14 protein-coding genes are annotated in these 16,078 nt (G+C 46.6%); 4 read left to right on the forward strand and 10 right to left on the reverse strand.

Annotation, left to right across the window (positions count from 1 at the left end):
* The first annotated feature begins 114 nt into the window (after positions 1 to 114).
* Entirely contained in the window at positions 115 to 1,626 is a 1,512-nt protein-coding gene (locus JWH17_RS13120; protein ID WP_205223078.1) for a DEAD/DEAH box helicase, read from the forward strand.
* 405 nt (positions 1,627 to 2,031) lie between these two features.
* Here JWH17_RS13120 and JWH17_RS13125 read toward each other — a convergent pair whose 3' ends face one another.
* A complete protein-coding gene (locus JWH17_RS13125; protein ID WP_205223079.1) occupies positions 2,032 to 2,649 on the reverse strand; it encodes a ferredoxin-like domain-containing protein in 618 nt (205 codons plus the stop codon).
* A 367-nt stretch (positions 2,650 to 3,016) separates the two neighbouring features.
* Between JWH17_RS13125 and sugE the strand changes: the two genes are divergently transcribed.
* From sugE to JWH17_RS13140, 3 genes are all read left to right on the forward strand, one after another.
* Positions 3,017 to 3,346 carry a quaternary ammonium compound efflux SMR transporter SugE gene (gene sugE / locus JWH17_RS13130; protein ID WP_205223080.1) on the forward strand — a complete coding sequence of 110 codons (330 nt, stop codon included), beginning with the start codon at positions 3,017 to 3,019 and terminating at the stop codon, positions 3,344 to 3,346.
* Positions 3,339 to 3,854: a YchJ family protein gene (locus JWH17_RS13135; RefSeq protein ID WP_205223081.1), complete on the forward strand. Its 516-nt coding sequence runs from the start codon at positions 3,339 to 3,341 to the stop codon at positions 3,852 to 3,854. The genes sugE and JWH17_RS13135 overlap by 8 nt, the downstream gene beginning before the upstream one ends.
* Before the next feature lie 120 nt (positions 3,855 to 3,974).
* Positions 3,975 to 4,907 (forward strand): DMT family transporter, encoded by a 933-nt coding sequence (locus JWH17_RS13140; protein WP_205223082.1) that lies wholly within the window; start codon positions 3,975 to 3,977, stop codon positions 4,905 to 4,907.
* 31 nt (positions 4,908 to 4,938) lie between these two features.
* Here the strand turns inward: JWH17_RS13140 and JWH17_RS13145 are convergent, their stop codons facing one another.
* The 9 genes from JWH17_RS13145 to JWH17_RS13185 all read right to left on the reverse strand — a co-directional run bounded on the left by JWH17_RS13145 (position 4,939) and on the right by JWH17_RS13185 (position 15,481).
* A complete protein-coding gene (locus JWH17_RS13145) occupies positions 4,939 to 5,958 on the reverse strand; it encodes an alpha-hydroxy-acid oxidizing protein (protein WP_205223083.1) in 1,020 nt (339 codons plus the stop codon).
* Between the two features lie 188 nt (positions 5,959 to 6,146).
* Entirely contained in the window at positions 6,147 to 6,734 is a 588-nt protein-coding gene (locus tag JWH17_RS13150) for a hypothetical protein (protein WP_205223084.1), read from the reverse strand.
* A gap of 94 nt (positions 6,735 to 6,828) precedes the next feature.
* Entirely contained in the window at positions 6,829 to 7,725 is an 897-nt protein-coding gene (locus JWH17_RS13155) for a DUF1835 domain-containing protein (RefSeq protein ID WP_205223085.1), read from the reverse strand.
* A gap of 181 nt (positions 7,726 to 7,906) precedes the next feature.
* Complete coding sequence (gene ade, locus JWH17_RS13160) at positions 7,907 to 9,562, reverse strand: adenine deaminase (RefSeq protein WP_205223086.1); 1,656 nt, start codon at positions 9,560 to 9,562, stop codon at positions 7,907 to 7,909.
* 45 nt (positions 9,563 to 9,607) lie between these two features.
* Positions 9,608 to 11,227 carry an ABC transporter ATP-binding protein gene (locus tag JWH17_RS13165; RefSeq protein ID WP_205223087.1) on the reverse strand — a complete coding sequence of 540 codons (1,620 nt, stop codon included), beginning with the start codon at positions 11,225 to 11,227 and terminating at the stop codon, positions 9,608 to 9,610.
* Positions 11,228 to 11,263: 36 nt separating this feature from the next.
* Positions 11,264 to 12,088 (reverse strand): ABC transporter permease, encoded by an 825-nt coding sequence (locus tag JWH17_RS13170; protein WP_369125059.1) that lies wholly within the window; start codon positions 12,086 to 12,088, stop codon positions 11,264 to 11,266.
* Between the two features lie 22 nt (positions 12,089 to 12,110).
* The gene (locus JWH17_RS13175) at positions 12,111 to 13,082 is read right to left on the reverse strand and encodes an ABC transporter permease (protein ID WP_232371080.1); all 972 of its coding nucleotides are present in this window, start codon (positions 13,080 to 13,082) and stop codon (positions 12,111 to 12,113) included.
* Between the two features lie 115 nt (positions 13,083 to 13,197).
* Positions 13,198 to 14,790 carry an ABC transporter substrate-binding protein gene (locus JWH17_RS13180; RefSeq protein WP_205223089.1) on the reverse strand — a complete coding sequence of 531 codons (1,593 nt, stop codon included), beginning with the start codon at positions 14,788 to 14,790 and terminating at the stop codon, positions 13,198 to 13,200.
* A gap of 133 nt (positions 14,791 to 14,923) precedes the next feature.
* The gene (locus JWH17_RS13185) at positions 14,924 to 15,481 is read right to left on the reverse strand and encodes a MarR family winged helix-turn-helix transcriptional regulator (protein ID WP_205223090.1); all 558 of its coding nucleotides are present in this window, start codon (positions 15,479 to 15,481) and stop codon (positions 14,924 to 14,926) included.
* Between the last annotated feature and the right edge of the window lie 597 nt (positions 15,482 to 16,078).

Here is a 16,078-nt window from a genome sequence, read left to right on the forward strand (position 1 = left end):
TCAGGGGTAGCGATGAAAAAAATTCTAATTGCTTTATTTACCCACACCGGCTACACGCTTATGATTACCTAACGCATATCTAGCCATCATCATTCACAGCACCCAATCTAACTAATGATAAAAAAATTTTTCTCCCTCGCAGGCCAGTCCATTAAAAAGCTGGCGCGTTCAGCAACAGGGAAAAGTAAAACAGCTCCCAAGTCACCTGCCCAAGAAACAATTCCCGCCCAGGAAGCCCTCCAGGAAAAACACCAAAACCGCAAGGAGCAAAAACCGCAGCAAACAAAATTCAGGCAACCTCCCAAAAAGAAAAAAGCAACTGTCGCTTGGCGGATTGAAGAATTCGAGGTTACCCCCCTTCCGGATAAAACCAGATTTCACGACTATGAGCTGCCACTTGAGATCATGCACGCCATTGCAGACCTTGAATTCCAGTACTGCACCCCTATCCAGGAAAAGGCATTTCCCACTGTCCTGAAAGGACAGGACATGGTCGGGAAAGCCCATACCGGAACTGGGAAAAGTGCGGTTTTTCTTATTACCATCCTCACACGGCTCCTTCAGCAAAAACGGTCCTATTCGCCGTCTGGCACGTACAAGCCTCGGGCACTTGTTATTGCCCCTACCAGAGAGTTGGTCATCCAAATTGCCAAAGATGGCAACAAGCTGGCTACCTATACGCCACTGACCATTACAGCGGTTTATGGAGGTGTAGATTATCAGAAGCAAATCAATGAAGTCAGCCAGGGAAAGAGTGATATCATTGTTGCCACTCCGGGAAGGCTGTTGGATTTCATCGACAAAAGGCTCCTCAAGCTCGACCAGTGCGAAATTATGGTCATCGATGAGGCGGACAGAATGTTGGACATGGGTTTTATTCCTGATGTGCGTCGCATAATAGGCAGGGTAAAGAAAAAAGAGCAACGCCAGACCATGCTCTTTTCGGCAACCATCACCGAGGAAGTGAAACGCCTGGCATTCCAATGGTGCCGAAACCCGGAAATGGTTGATGTCGAAACCGAACAATTATCCATTAAAACAGTTGAGCAAATAGTTTACCTGGTTACCACCGAAGAAAAATACACGGTTCTCTACAATCTTCTGAAAAAGAAAGCCAACCAACGCATCATGGTTTTTACCAACCAGAAACATGAAGCAAAAACTCTCAGCGCCAAGTTGCAGGCCAACGGTATCAACTGTACTCTGCTTTCAGGCGACGTACCTCAACAGAAAAGAACCCAACGGCTGGAAAAATTTCGTGAAGGCAAGGTAAAGGTACTCATTGCAACAGATGTTGCAGGAAGGGGTATTCATATCGATGGGATCAGTCACGTGGTCAATTTCACGCTCCCTTATGAACCGGAAAATTATGTGCACCGTATCGGCAGAACAGGCAGAGCAGGTGCTCATGGAACCTCGATCAGTTTTGCTTGCGAGGAAGGCTCCTTTTACCTACCAGAGATTGAGGAATACACCGGCAGAACGTTGGAATGCGTGGTTCCAGACGAATCACTGCTGGCGGAAGTTCCGCCGCCGCGGAAAAGACCGAATAAAAATCGTCGAAAAAAACCGCCTCACAGTCGGCATAAGCAAACACATCATAAAAAGACCGGCAGTTCAGCTTAACCAGCGCCCCACGCCACATCTGCCACCCTGCCATATCCGTACAACGTGGCAGATGTGTAAGCTGTAATATACAGAAATAGTGTAACTGTAGACTCCGTGTGGGTACTGCAAAACAATTACAATCTACAAAAAAGCCTGTTACCCAAATTCTGCACGTCAAATGTTAGAAAAAATAAATTCTACTTTAAAAAACAACATAGTGAGCAGACAATTGATTTGAAGTTCTATTCACTGTTTGAGTGAACCTATTTTTTCTCACCTTCAACGCCCTTCGGGATCGGCAATTTCACCAAATCTGCTACGTTACCGAAGGCTTGAAGTATTTTTATACGTCTGCGCCTCCGGTGCCTCACATCTTCGGCAGGTAGCGTAGACTCCGAAATTTCCAATTGCAGGATTTAGGTGTTACACTTCTGCAAAGGGGAACTCAGAGTCCTCCAGCAGTGTAAACATCCGTTGTTTCTTCTCTGTTTTGCGGTTGTGGAAAGCAACCAGTTCGCCGATGATTTCCAGCACCCTTTCCTCATCTGCTCCCTTGGCAATCCGTTTACCGATTTTTGGAGATGGCCCGCCCTTGCCCCCAACAAAAACCTCATACCCTTTTTTGGTCGCCATAAGACCAATATCAGTTATTTTCGGATTGGAGCAGCTAATAGGACAACCGGAAATAGCCATCTTGACTTTTGCTTTTACATTGGGTAGGTCACCAAATTTATCAAGGATTTTTTGATTCATAGCCACAGTATCAATAACGGCAAGATTGCACTGTTCTGCACCGGCACAAACCTTGGGTAAAAGAAATTTTCCCGGCCCTTTAAAGGTGGCACCCAAGGAAGCCAGCTCTTTCTTAATTGCGGGAGCAATTTCTTGTGGAACACCTGTCAGGCGTAGGTTCTGCACAGCGGTAAGGTATACGCCTAACCCATATTGCTCTGCCAGACGATGTGCAGCTGCCATGATATCCAGCGGTAGCCTACCAGCCGGTACGAGTACGATGATATTTACTTTTTTTTCTTCACTCATTGTTCTTTATTTTGTTGTTATTAATGAATGGCGTCATAAAAGCTTCAGTCTATGGCGTCGTGGCCTTTTGCATGGCATTCCAAATACTCTATGTAATTCGTCGTACCATGCAAGTTAACCTAGTAGGCTCGGAGTCACACAGACACCACGACGGAAATCGCAGTTTACGGGGTGATGATGTGTTGCTCCCCTCTCTTGTTGCATAATCCATCTTGTTCTTGGCAACACTATAGAGCAAACTGGTCCATGTCGTCCATATCAAAAGAGTCAAATGGTTTTATTTTGGCACAAAAATAAAGAAAGACACTCACTCTTTTTTGCAGTAAGAGGCGTAAGACATCCCTTGTTTACAACCACAGGAAAACTGATGAACTGGTTTATTCTCTTTCTCGCAGGCCTTTTTGAAACCGGCTGGGCTGTGGGGTTAAAGTACTCAGAAGGTTTCACCCGACTGTGGCCATCGGTATGGACCGTCATCGCTATGGCGATCAGTCTCTGGCTGCTTGGAATTTCAATGAAGTCGCTCCCTCTGGGTACGGCATACAGTGTCTGGGTTGGTGTTGGTGCGCTGGGCACTGTTATTCTAGGCATAATACTGTTCAAGGAACCGGCAAACGCTTTCAGGATAATCAGTCTCACACTTATACTGGCCGGGATTATCGGCCTTAAAATTGCCACCCCCGGAAGCCATGGTTGAAAACACTGATACAAAACCCATCGTGGACATGGCGCAATTGTGCCCCTGTGACTCCGGCCTCACCTATGGCAAATGCTGTCACCCTTTACACTCGGGCCAAAGGCATGCTCCTACGGCCGAAGCCTTAATGCGCTCCCGCTATAGCGGGTATGTGGCCCAAGAGATCCCCTATATCCTGCAGACATGGCACCCCTCTACCAGGCCCCTATCCATAGATCCGAATACCATTGCCCACTGGTGCGGTTTAAAAATACTAGCGACCAGTAAAGGTGGGGAAAACGACCATCAAGGAACAGTTGAATTTACAGCAACAGCGATGGACAGTGGCAGAATCAGCCAACTGCATGAAGTGAGTTGTTTTGTCAAAGAAAACGGGCAGTGGCTGTATGTTTCCGGAGAAGTAACAGAAAACAACACTCGCCAAAAGACTGCAAACGGGAAAGTCGGTCGAAATGTTCCCTGCCCATGCGGCAGCGGGAAAAAATACAAAAAATGCTGTGGACGTTGAACTGTTTACTTTGCATAGATGTATTGGCATTAGACAGCAAGAGATGAAGTCCCCCTAACTTTTCCAACAGTAGGGTCTTATCGCTCTCCTCCACCTCTTACAAACAAGGAACTTACTCCAATGAGCAACACACGCCGGCAGGCACTCCTCGGCTCTCTCTTTGCCCTAGGAGCCACAGCAATTTGGTCGGGAAATTTCATTGTTGCCCGTGGCCTCAGTGAAATTGTTCCTCCAGTGAGTATCGCTTTCTGGAGGTGGGTTGTGGCAGTAATCGTCTTTCTCCCCTTTGCCTTAAAGCCGCTTGTGGCAGAAAGGCACATACTGCTGAAAAATATCCGTTACCTTTCCCTTACTGCACTGTTGGGCGTAACCGTTTTTAACACGCTTATCTACATTGCCGGGCACACAACCACGGCCCTCAATCTCTCTCTGATCGCTATCACCTTTCCCATTTTTATCGTCATCCTGTCGCGGATTTTATATGGAGAACTGATAACTACCAAAAAAATACTGGGGATTGTTCTGGTTACCTGTGGAGTTGTGTTACTCATCACCAAGGGGGACTTATCGGTCTTGACCAATATCACCTTTACAGTGGGAGATTTTTGGATGCTCTCAGCATCGTCAATTTTTGCCGTTTACAGTATCTTGATCAAACACAAACCCCAAGAACTCAGTATCTGGTCTTTTCAGTTAAGTACCTTTTCCCTGGGCTTGCTCTTTCTTTTTCCTTTCTTTGTTTGGGAATCGGCGACCACACCACCGGTCACCTACAGCATCACCACCATTTTAGCTATTCTTTACATAGGGATATTTGCCTCACTTACCGCTTTTGTCCTCTGGAACAAGGCCATAATAACCATTGGCCCTGCAAAAGCAGGCTTGATTTACTATACGCTGCCTCTGTTCAGCGGCTTTTTGGCCTATCTCTTTTTAAAGGAAAGCATTGGTATCATACACCTTATCAGTGCCCTGATGATTGTTTCCGGCATATTGACTGCCAATCATCAGGCAAAAAAAAAGGAGCCCTGCTATTCGCAAAAGGCTCCTTAATATTGTATAGAAAAGAGTGAACGAGTTTGTATCAACTCTCCTGACGAAACACTATATTTTTATCTACAGTTGCAACTGAGGCACTCCCGGTCAGCACCATTGCCTGTTTTAATTCCATCAACAGGGTGTCTAAATACGTTTCAACCCCTTGCTGAAGCCCTCCGACAGCAGCAATGGAAAATGGTCTTCCTATCATCACCGCATCAGCGCCAAGGGCAATCAATTTCAGCACATCTGCACCGAAACGTACCCCACCGTCGGCAAAAATGGTTATTTTCCCTTTTACCTTGTCCGCAATGGCCTCCAGCACATCTGCCGACCCAGGCGTATAATCCAGCACCCTGCCGCCGTGATTGGAAACGACAATTGCATCGGCTCCGGCACTGACAGCCAGCTCGGCCTCATCCGGGGTCATAACACCTTTAAGGATAAATTTCATACCGATGCTACTGATCATGTCAGTCAATTTTTCCAGAGGCTTCGGCGAAACAGGCCTTCCCATCTTACGCAGGGTAATCAGACCGGCAGCATCAATATCCATACCGATGATGTCGGTACCGGTTGCCTTTGCCCATTCAAGCTTCTGGTTAAACTCTACATCTTCCCATGGTTTAATAAAGGGAATACCATGCCCGTCAGCCTGCGTGATCGCGGCATATCCTGCCTGATAAATAAAGTCAGGAACACCGTCACCGATACAGCCAATGGTGCCTTTTGCCTTACAGCCATTGACAATTGCCAAGGCGTAATCTTCCTCCGAAACACCACCGCCCATGTTAAAAGAAACGCCGCCAATGGGCGCAGCCAGAACCGGTAACGCGAGCTTTTTGCCCAAAACCGACACAGTCGTATCAGGCTCGACTACATCATGGATAAGGCGCATGTTAAAACAGACCTTTTCCAATGCCTTGAAGTTATTGCTAAATGAAGAACCACTTCCCAGCCCCCCCATTCCAGGCACCTGTCCCACACAGGCCTTACCATTACAAACAGGACAGACCTTACAAAACGGGGCCATTAATTTTCTGGCGTTATCACGAATTTCCTTCATTATTTTTCATCTCCCACAAAATGTTCAACGATCAGTAATACAACGTATTTGCAGAGCCAAGACTAAAAATTCCCAACTGGATTTGTCAATCTCTTTCCCTATGGAATTTTCAGATACCGCTGTCCAGCACTACATTTCATCGAGGAGTCTGTCGGACTCCTAGACATAATGTTCATGAAAAGTGGGGGCTAGTCCAGTAAATAGTCTATAGCCTCTTCGTCTGTGAGCCCTTCTTCACCTGATTGGATACAATTTCTATCGTCGCCAAAATACCACAAACGATCTTCAACAGTTTCACCTTTAACAGGGGATCGTCTGTTTTTACAGTTTACCTTCAACCCCTGTTCTCTTGCGAGTATCCTGATTCTTGAATTCGCTATTTTCGCATTTCGTTTACGTTCTGAAAAAGGTTGGCTCGGATGCAGAATCTCATCAATCATGCCCAGGTAAAAGAAATTTTTCTGAACGGCTACTATCCGTTCATCTTGGCTGAAGAAAAATTCCAGCGCCTCTTCCTTCAAAATATCAGCTTTCACCCCATCATGGTATGTGGTATCGCAATAGACAGCCATCCACTCTCTGGCGCACACTCTGCATTTTTCAAACTCTTTATTTGCCGCATCTCTAGAAGGACCTGTCATTTGTGTACTGATCCTAACCACATACTCATCAAACTCGATTTTCATTTTTTCCAGCTCTTCAGTATCCTTTGCCAGGATACTCGCGGCCATCTCGTTTATATTTTCAATAAGTGCATTTACCGCTGTTACATCCATAGAATTTCCTTAATACGTGTAGTGACATGACGCCATTTTCAAACATACAAGCACGACCGCCCCGCTTGTGCTTTCATTACAAAAAGACTTTAACTCATTTATCAACATCACTTCTCATTGGTCGATTGACAAGAGCCTTGACAGTAAAATCCTGAAGCGGGATATCGCTTTTCCACTGTGGCAGCTTGTTGCCAGGCCCCTTGATCCGTACGAGCGGTCTTTCACGTTCCGCAAGTCCATTAATTTTTGCCCAAAGGGTTATGTCTCCCCAGTATTGCGGCGGTGTATCTTCTGCAGCCACAGCTTTAAATATCTCACCTGGTTTTTCGCACCCATCGATAATCGCTTGGATGGCAAGTGTTTCGAGCCGGCCAAGTCCGGTCTGGGGATCAGGCTGTTCCTGTAATAATCGCGTTGCAGCCGCAGCAATCCAAGGTAAAGGCAAATCTGTTGCATGGGACAATTCTTTTAACAATACTCCATCCAGGGTTGCAAAAGCCTTGTCCGCGCTAACACCACAGGCAAACTGCAGGTCTGTGACGTGACGACGATCATCATACAGGGAAGCCAACTGATCGGGTTGTAATTGCCCCAATCCGTGGAAGGGTACAATTCCGGGAAAAGACTCCACACAGAGCAGCTCTACCTGTTCGATATTCCGGGCAAGCAGACACGTGAGTACATGGGCGAGCATTGACTGATCAAACAGACATGCATCAAACCAAAGGATGATATGCTCATACTTTCCGGCTTCCGCCAGTTTGACATATTGGTGCCGCAATGTTTCCAGAATGGACTGCCTGTCCAACCCACCGTCGGTGACCTTTTCCAAAAATAATGAACGGGCAATAAGCGTATCATCATCCGGCCACCCTGGATTTCGGGGCCCGTCGTAGAGGATATCGTGCCACACAAACACCTCTCCCGGAATTCCCGATTTTGTAAGAATGTCTCCTGCGATATCGCCACTTGTGATGTGAAGGATATTCATATTTTCTATCGAAAAAAAGTGAAAGCTACTCCTACCGGATCCTGGAATAGAGCAAAAAGTGGAAAGGAACTTGAATGTCACCCAAACAAGTTATTTTTTAGAAGAGAGTCTGCAACGATTTCCCTTTGCAAAAAGGAAACCGTGCGATATTCCATAGCATAATGCGGGGTAAAAATGAAGGTTATCCGGCAAAAACACTCGTCAGTTGAAACTGATCACCATCAAACAATCCCTGATCACCAATTTTCAGGCTTGGGATAACCAACAAAGCCATAAACGACAGGGTCATAAATGGAGCTGACAATGTACACCCTAACGATTTGGTTTTTTGATTAATAGAGTTGTACAGTTGCGCAACTTGCTCGCCCTTTGTGGCTGTCATCAACCCGGCGTACTCTAAAGGAAGCGTTGTACACCTTCCTTCAGCCACAACGGTCATGCCTCCTCCGGCATCTATGATTGCATTGATGCCGGAAACAATATCCAGGTCATGTCCCCCTACCGCAATAATATTATGCGAGTCATGGGCAATGGACGCGGCAATAGCCCCCTGTTTCAGGTTAAATCCTTTGATAAAACCAACAACAGGCTGCGCATTTTCTTCATAACGATTTAAAACCACAATTTTTAAAATATCACGGCCGGCATCAGTCTCAATACAATCCTCTTTTACAGGCAGTTCAGCAGTAAAGGACGTGGTGAGTAACTCGCCATCAATCACCTCGATTACTTTCACCTTGCTCCCTTGCTGTTTCAACCGAACTGAGGAGGGACTGATCTTTGCTCTGCGAAATCGATTAACAGGTTTGCTGCTGTGTGGGGAGAAACTTGTTTGCCCATTTTCATAAACAACCTGCCCATCAATATAAGTTGCCAACACGGTAAATGTTTCGGGATGGTCAATCACGATGAAATCCGCCCGATCTCCAACTCGGAGTAACCCGACATCTAACGCGTAGTGCTCAACAGGATGTACAGTACAGCAACGAAGCAAGTCGTATACACTGTGTCCTTGCGCCAACCCCATTTTTATAATTTTATTGATATTACCATGTTCCAATAACTCGTCAGGATGTGAGTCATCGGTACACAGCATTACCTTTTCATTATCGGTAGCAATGAGTGAATGCAAGGAATGAAAATTTCTGGCAGCTGATCCTTCACGAATGAGAATCTTCATGCCCAGGCGAATTTTTTCTTTTGCCTCGGCAAGCGTTACGCATTCGTGGTCTGTGGATATACCGCTTAGAACATATTTCTCTAAATCATCACCCTGTATACCGGGAATATGACCATCAATCGGCTTGCCATACTTCTTAGCGATTGTCAATTTTGCTGCAACTTCAGGGTCATCATAAATCACTCCCGGAAAATTCATCACCTCGCCAAGAGCAACAACCTGTTCATGGGCGATAACAGGCTCTAAATCGGATGCACTTAAATCAGCGCCACTGCTTTCAAAATGGGTTGCGGGCACACAGGAAGGAGCGGTCCAGTAAAATTTAAAAGGAACACGGTTTCCATCTTCAATCATGAAGTTGATACCGTCAATGCCCAGCACATTCGCTATTTCATGTGGGTCAGATACGGTGGCGACACATCCATGTTGTACAGCCTGACGAGCAAACTCGGAAGGAATGAGCATGGAGCTTTCGATATGCACATGGGCATCAATCAACCCGGGACATATATATCGATCATAAGTGTTATCATTACGCGTGATGCCGACAATCCTCCGGTCTTTAATCACGATACCGGCACCATAGATTTCACGCGTATGAATATCTATGAGATTTGCCTCTATCTTTTCAACAGAAAGCTCTCTACTTTTTTTCATTTTTATCTCAACATCAGCGTTAGAGCTACTTGTGTCTGTCTGTACCTATGCAGCTGCTGCCAGGATTCTTTTCTCAAGCAGACCATCCAGCCAGTCCGGATCCATTTTAGGTACAGATGAGAGGAGAAGATCGGTGTACTCATGATGTGGCGGTTTGAGAATCTCTTTTTTCGGCCCTTGTTCAATAATCCGACCATTGAGCATCACCACAATTTCATCGGCAATGGCTTTCACCGTTGTCAAATCATGGGTAATAAACAGATAAGAGACCTGGAGTTTCTGCTGCAGGTTAAGGAGCAGCTTGAGGATACCCTCTGCTACCAGCTGATCCAGCGCAGAGGTGACTTCATCACAAATAATCAGATCAGGCTCTGCTGCCAGGGCGCGAGCGATGCAAATACGCTGCTTTTCTCCACCGGAAAGTTCCGCTGGGTAACGATCAATATAATCAGCCGGCAGTTCAATCTGCTCCAGCAGCTCAAGAATGCGTTGTTCCCTCTGTCGGCCATTCATTTTCAAATAAAACTGCAATGGTCGACCAATAATTGTACGAATAGTATGGCGGGGATTAAGCGCTGTGTCCGGCATCTGGTAAATCATCTGCAGCCGTTGCAATTCTTCACGACTACGAGGCTTGAGCTTGGGCGCCAACGGTTTGTTCTTGAAAAGCACCGACCCTTTGGACTGAGGTAACAACCCGGTGATGACTCGTGCCAGGGTTGATTTACCGCTCCCTGATTCGCCAACCAACGCAACAGTCTGCCCTTTGCGAATCTGCAGGTTTATATCGGACAACACCTCTTCAGTTCCCGTATAGCTGGCAGTGACGTCTTTAATATCCAGGATCACTTTGTTGCCGCTCTTGTCTTTATTGCCCTTGGTGCTGAAAGATCTGACACTGAGCAGTTCCCTGGTGTATTCCTCTTTGGGAGCAGCCAATATTTCACGAGCATCATTTTCCTCTACCAACTGACCGTCGCGGAGCACCATAATTCGGTCAGCCAACTGGGCGACTACTGCCAGATCATGGGTTATGTAAATGGCGGCAGTGTTATACTTGCGGGTAATATCCTTGATTGCGGCAAGCACCTCAATCTGCGTGGTTACATCCAGGGCTGTGGTCGGTTCGTCAAAGACGATAATATCTGGTTGGCAACTCATCGCCATTGCCACCATGGCACGCTGAAGCTGACCGCCTGAAACCTGATGAGGAAATCGATAGCCTATATGTTCCGGATCCGGCAGCAGCAGTTGATCATAGATAGTCACTGCTTTTTCCTCTGCTGAGGAAAAATTCATCAGGTTATGCTGCACAGGCCCTTCGGCAAACTGGTTGATAAGCCTGTGGGCAGGATTAAAAGAAGCAGCTGCACTTTGCGCAACATAGGCAATACGTGCCCCACGGATAGAACGTAGTAATGAAGCTGAGCCATCAAAAAGCTCCTGACCATCAAAAACAATAGAGCCCGACGCTATGCGGCAGCCTGGACGGGTGTAGGCCATGGAAGCCAAACCAAGCGTGGATTTTCCGGCACCGGATTCACCTATGAGGCCAAGAACCTCTCCCTTTTTCAGCGTCAGGTCAATGCCTTTGACAATGGGCACCCACTGATCGCTGGTTTGGCCTTCAATAACTATATTTTTAATTTCAAGCAATTTCTTCATAGTAACCTTCAATGTGGTTTGTATGTCAGAATAACATTAATCTTTAAGCCCGCTGGCTACGTGAAGAGCCCAGTCAACTATCAAGTTGACACCAACGGTTAAAAAGGCGATGGCAGCAGCAGGCCACAGCGGGGTGAAAATACCAAAGGTGATAGCACCGGCGTTTTCACGCACCATGCCTCCCCAGTCTGCAGCAGGCGGCTGAATGCCCAGTCCCAAGAAGCTTAAGGCTGCGATAAACAGGAAGACAAAACAAAAACGAAGCCCAAATTCAGCGACCAGCGGCGGCATGGCGTTGGGAAGAATTTCATGGCGCATGATCCACCAAAGTTTTTCCCCCCTCAACCGGGCAGCTTCTACGTATTCCATCACTTCGATATCCATAGCCACAGCTCTGGAAAGCCTGAACACTCGTGTTGAGTCAAGCAATGCGATGACAATTATCAACGCTGGGATAGATGTCCCGACCACAGACAGGACCATCAAGGCAAAAATAAGGGTTGGGAAGGCCATCAAAATATCGATCATGCGGCTAAGAAGCTGGTCTACCCAGCCACCGATAGTAGCGGCAACAAATCCCAACGTAACTCCAAAAACAAAAGAGAGAAACGTAATGAGAAAGGCGATGGCAATGGTATTGCGGGCACCATAAACTAGCCGTGAAAACATGTCTCGGCCAAGACTGTCTGTCCCCAAAAAATGGGTGGAACTGCTAAAAAGCCATACATCACCGGCTATTTCAGTTTCCCCGAAGGGAGCAATCAGTGGTGCAAAAATGGCTGCAATAAGTGTAATCAACACCATACCCATACCAATTTTAGCACTCAAAGGGGCGGTTCGCAGGTGAGAGAGTAACGTTATCATTTGAATAGCGGTCTCCTGCCTATCGTGGATTACGAAGTCTTGGATTACTGATAATAGAGAGTATATCAGCAATCAGATTAAGAAGGATATAGGTGGCGGCAAAGATCAGCCCACTAGCCTGGACCACGGGAATATCGCGCTTAGAAACCGAATCAACTAACAATTGACCAAGACCGGGGTAAACAAAAACCACTTCAACAATCACAACCCCCACAACCAGGTAGGCAAGGTTCAGAGCAATGACATTGATAACAGGCGACAGTGCATTGGGAAAAGCATGGAGGACCACCACCCGCAACCTGTTAAGCCCCTTCAGATTGGCCATCTCAATAAAGGGGCTGGACAGGATATTTATGATCGCTGCACGCGTCTGGCGCATCATGTGCGCCATGACCACCAGGGTCAGGGTCAATGCCGGTAGAACTACGGCATTGAGTTTTGCCGCAAAACTCATTTGCTCATTAATATTGGCAATACTTGGGAACCAGGCCAGTTTGACCGAAAAAAGAGCAATAAGGATATAGGCCATGAAAAATTCGGGAAAACTGATCATGCTCAGCGACGTCATGGAAAGTACTTTATCAAAAAAAGTATTTCTATAGAGAGCCGCTGCGATACCCATTATCACCGCCAGCGGTACCGCTATTAAGGCGGCAATGGAGGCCAGAAAAATGGTATTTTTAAAACGCCAGCCCAAAAGATCGGCAATGGGGCGACCATTGGCCAGAGAGGTCCCCAGGTCTCCTTGAACAAAACCTCCCAGCCACGAAAAGTATCGTTGCACAGGTGGTTGGTCCAGATTCAATTCCTGACGAAAAGCTTCCACCGTTTCGGCTGTGGCGCTCTGACCAAGAATAGCTTCGGCAAAATCGCCGGGTAATGCCTCTACACCAATAAAAATGAGCAGCGAGATGATAAAGAGTGTTAGCAGGCCAAAGCTGAGACGTTGGGCAACCAGAGCAAATATTGAGTTTTGTTTCAAAAAATCCATGCGTTATGTCGAAATCACCTTTAATAAACATTGAGGACTGAATCCGCCTGTTAAATAAAGAGAAGGTAGGAATTCCCGCCGACATCAGGAGCGTTGGCGGGAAAGTAACAGGCGACTACCCTTTAAACCACCAACGTTCAGGGGCCTGGCAGCCGTCAAGCTCCCAGGTGGCTCCCAGCTCATTGTGGTCTATTTTATCGGTTGCTGCTGACAGGTCGGCACTGAACATAGGGATGATGACCCCTCCATCGTCCCTGACGATCTGCTGCATCTCTGCATACATGGTCGCCCGTTTTTTCTCGTCCATCTCAGCACGGGCAATCACCAGCAATTCATTGAACCTTTGATTGTCCCAATGAGAATCATTCCAGGGAACTCCTTTGGCATAGGCTGTGGAAAACATCATATCCGCGGTGGGGCGTCCTCCCCAATACACTGCGCAAAATGGTTTTTTCAACCATACATTGCTCCAGTAACCGTCATTGGGTTCTCTGACCACCTTGATGTTAATACCTGCCTTGCCGGCCTGTTCCTTGTAGAGTACTCCGGCATCCACAGCTCCGACATAGGCGGAATCAGCCACATGAAGAGAGAACTCCTGCTTTTCCAAACCAGCTTTTTTCAAGTGAAACCGGGCTTTATCCGGATCATATTGGCGCTGTGGTAAATCTTTTGCAAAGTAAGGGTTGGACATACTGATGGGATGATCATTACCAACGGTTCCGTATCCCCTGAGAATGGTTTTGACCAACTGTTCCCGGTTAATACCGTACTTGAGCGCAAGCCTGACATCGTTATTGTTATAGGGTGCGACATCAGTATGCATGGCAAAGGTGTAATGCTTATTGCCGTTCTGCTGCATGATATTAATACCGGGCATGCGTTTCATCAGGTGAACAGTCTTGAGTTCACAACGATTCATCACATCTATCTGACCGGTCTTGAGCGCGTTGGTGCGTGCATTCACATCACTGATCCCCAATACCTCGATTTCGTCGAACCATCCTCGATCAGATTTAAAATAATTGGGGTTGCGAGTTAGAAATCCGCGCACACCAGGCTCAAATTCCTTAACAACATAGGCTCCGGTAAAAACACCGTCCTTAAAATCAGTACCTTCAGGCCCGACGACCAAATGATAATCAGACAGCACATACGGAAAATCAGCATTACCGCTTTCAAGCTCAAAAATGATGGTGTGTGGGTCATCCTTTTTGATGGCAACAATAGAATCTACCAGGACTTTTGCACCGGACTTGGTGCCTTCTGCACGGTGATGATTAAGGGAATAGATAATATCGTCGGCATCCATGGTTTTGCCGTTATGAAATTCTACCCCCTTCCTCAGTTTAAAAATCCATTTTTTTGCACCCGGCGTTGCTTCCCAGCTCTCGGCCAGTTCAGGTACGGCTGTATTTTTGTGATCAATTTCCACCAAGTTATTGCCCATGGCCCCATAAAGCATAACCCGCATCATGGTATCAGTTATCTGGGCCGGATCAAGGACATCGGTAGTGGAGCCGCCGGAAAGACCTAAGCGCAGCCGACCACCTCTTTTTGGCTGAGATGGAGCAGCCAGTGATTGCCGAGCAAAAAAAGCCTGCGAACCTGCCATGACAACGCCTAACATTGCAGCCCGCTCCATAAACTCCCGCCGTGACAGCTTGCCTTCTGAGAATAATTTTTTCAATTGTTCCAGATAGATCATCCTTATCTCCGTTGTTATAAATGAATTACTTTGATTCGGTTGTACGCCTCATAATTTTTCTCGGTACCGGTTGTATGCAAAAACACGGGCCGATCTTTATTGCTGAACTATCAGCTGTATGAAGGGTTCCTGCTCAACCTTGACCGTTCTCTGAACCGTGAGCACCTGTCCTTTCACCTTTTACTTCAACCGACTCCATTATATCTCCGGTGGAAAGAATCGGTGCCGCAGGGACTCTTTTTTCAACCATCAAAGATTCCAACAACTGGAGAGAGGTCAAAATCATGGTTTGTTTCCATGGCTCCTGCTCGTCAAATTTTTGCAGGAAAGTTTCCTGCAAAGGCGATGGAGCCGCTTCAAGCAGTTTACGCCCTTCATCTGTCTCTTTTAACAGCACCCTTCTTCGATCCAGGTTATCCCGTTCACGGCAAACAAGATTTTTGCGCTCAAGACGATTCAATATATCCGTGACAGTAGCCTGCTTCAGACTAATCTCGTCGGCCAACTTACTTACCGAGATACCCCCTTCCGCATTTATCTGTTTCAGCACCAACAATTGTGGCGTTGTAATCCCATGTTGTCGGACCAATTGCCGAGATTGCAGATCAATGGCTTGAATAATACGTCGTAGACTGATCAGTACGCTATCAGAGACATGTAGCTCTTTATTTCTTAGTAATGGGTCTATCAATGCAGCCTCTTAATTCATCGGAAACGATATAAAAAATACATATTCACCTTATCCGCCCTCACTGACGCCTAGCCACAACCAACACCCAACATACTGATATAAAGAGAATTACAACGGAAACCAACACACAGGGCGGACAGCAGAACCCCTCTAGTATACATAGGGAACGATGCATTGTCAAATGACGGCCTTTGTGGGAAACATCCTGAGTTGCCTTGTTGGAGGGCAATCCGACCAGGCAAAGCCCTGGCGACTCTTCTTCTGGTGTAGCCGCTCAGAGCTGGTCCAATACCTGCAAGAGAGAAGACAAACCCAAATCCGACAATTCAAATATAAGCTTGATCCGACGGTGAGCCTGCTATGGTGAGAGATGTATAAAGAAGTTCAACGCCTAATATGCAACAAAGATCTCTACGTTGCTGAAAGGACAGTGATTTGCCTTGAATTGTTGACACAGAAACCACATAAAACAGCAGGATTTTTCTGGCGAATGAAATTTCTAGAATTAAGATGAAAGGAGCTGGTCGAACAACCAGAGATGGGATGAAATTTTTTCAAACAGAGTGAGCACTATTGTCTCAACTTTACTTCATGCTA

This window comes from Desulfogranum marinum (assembly GCF_016918565.1).
Lineage (GTDB): Bacteria > Desulfobacterota > Desulfobulbia > Desulfobulbales > Desulfobulbaceae > Desulfogranum > Desulfogranum marinum.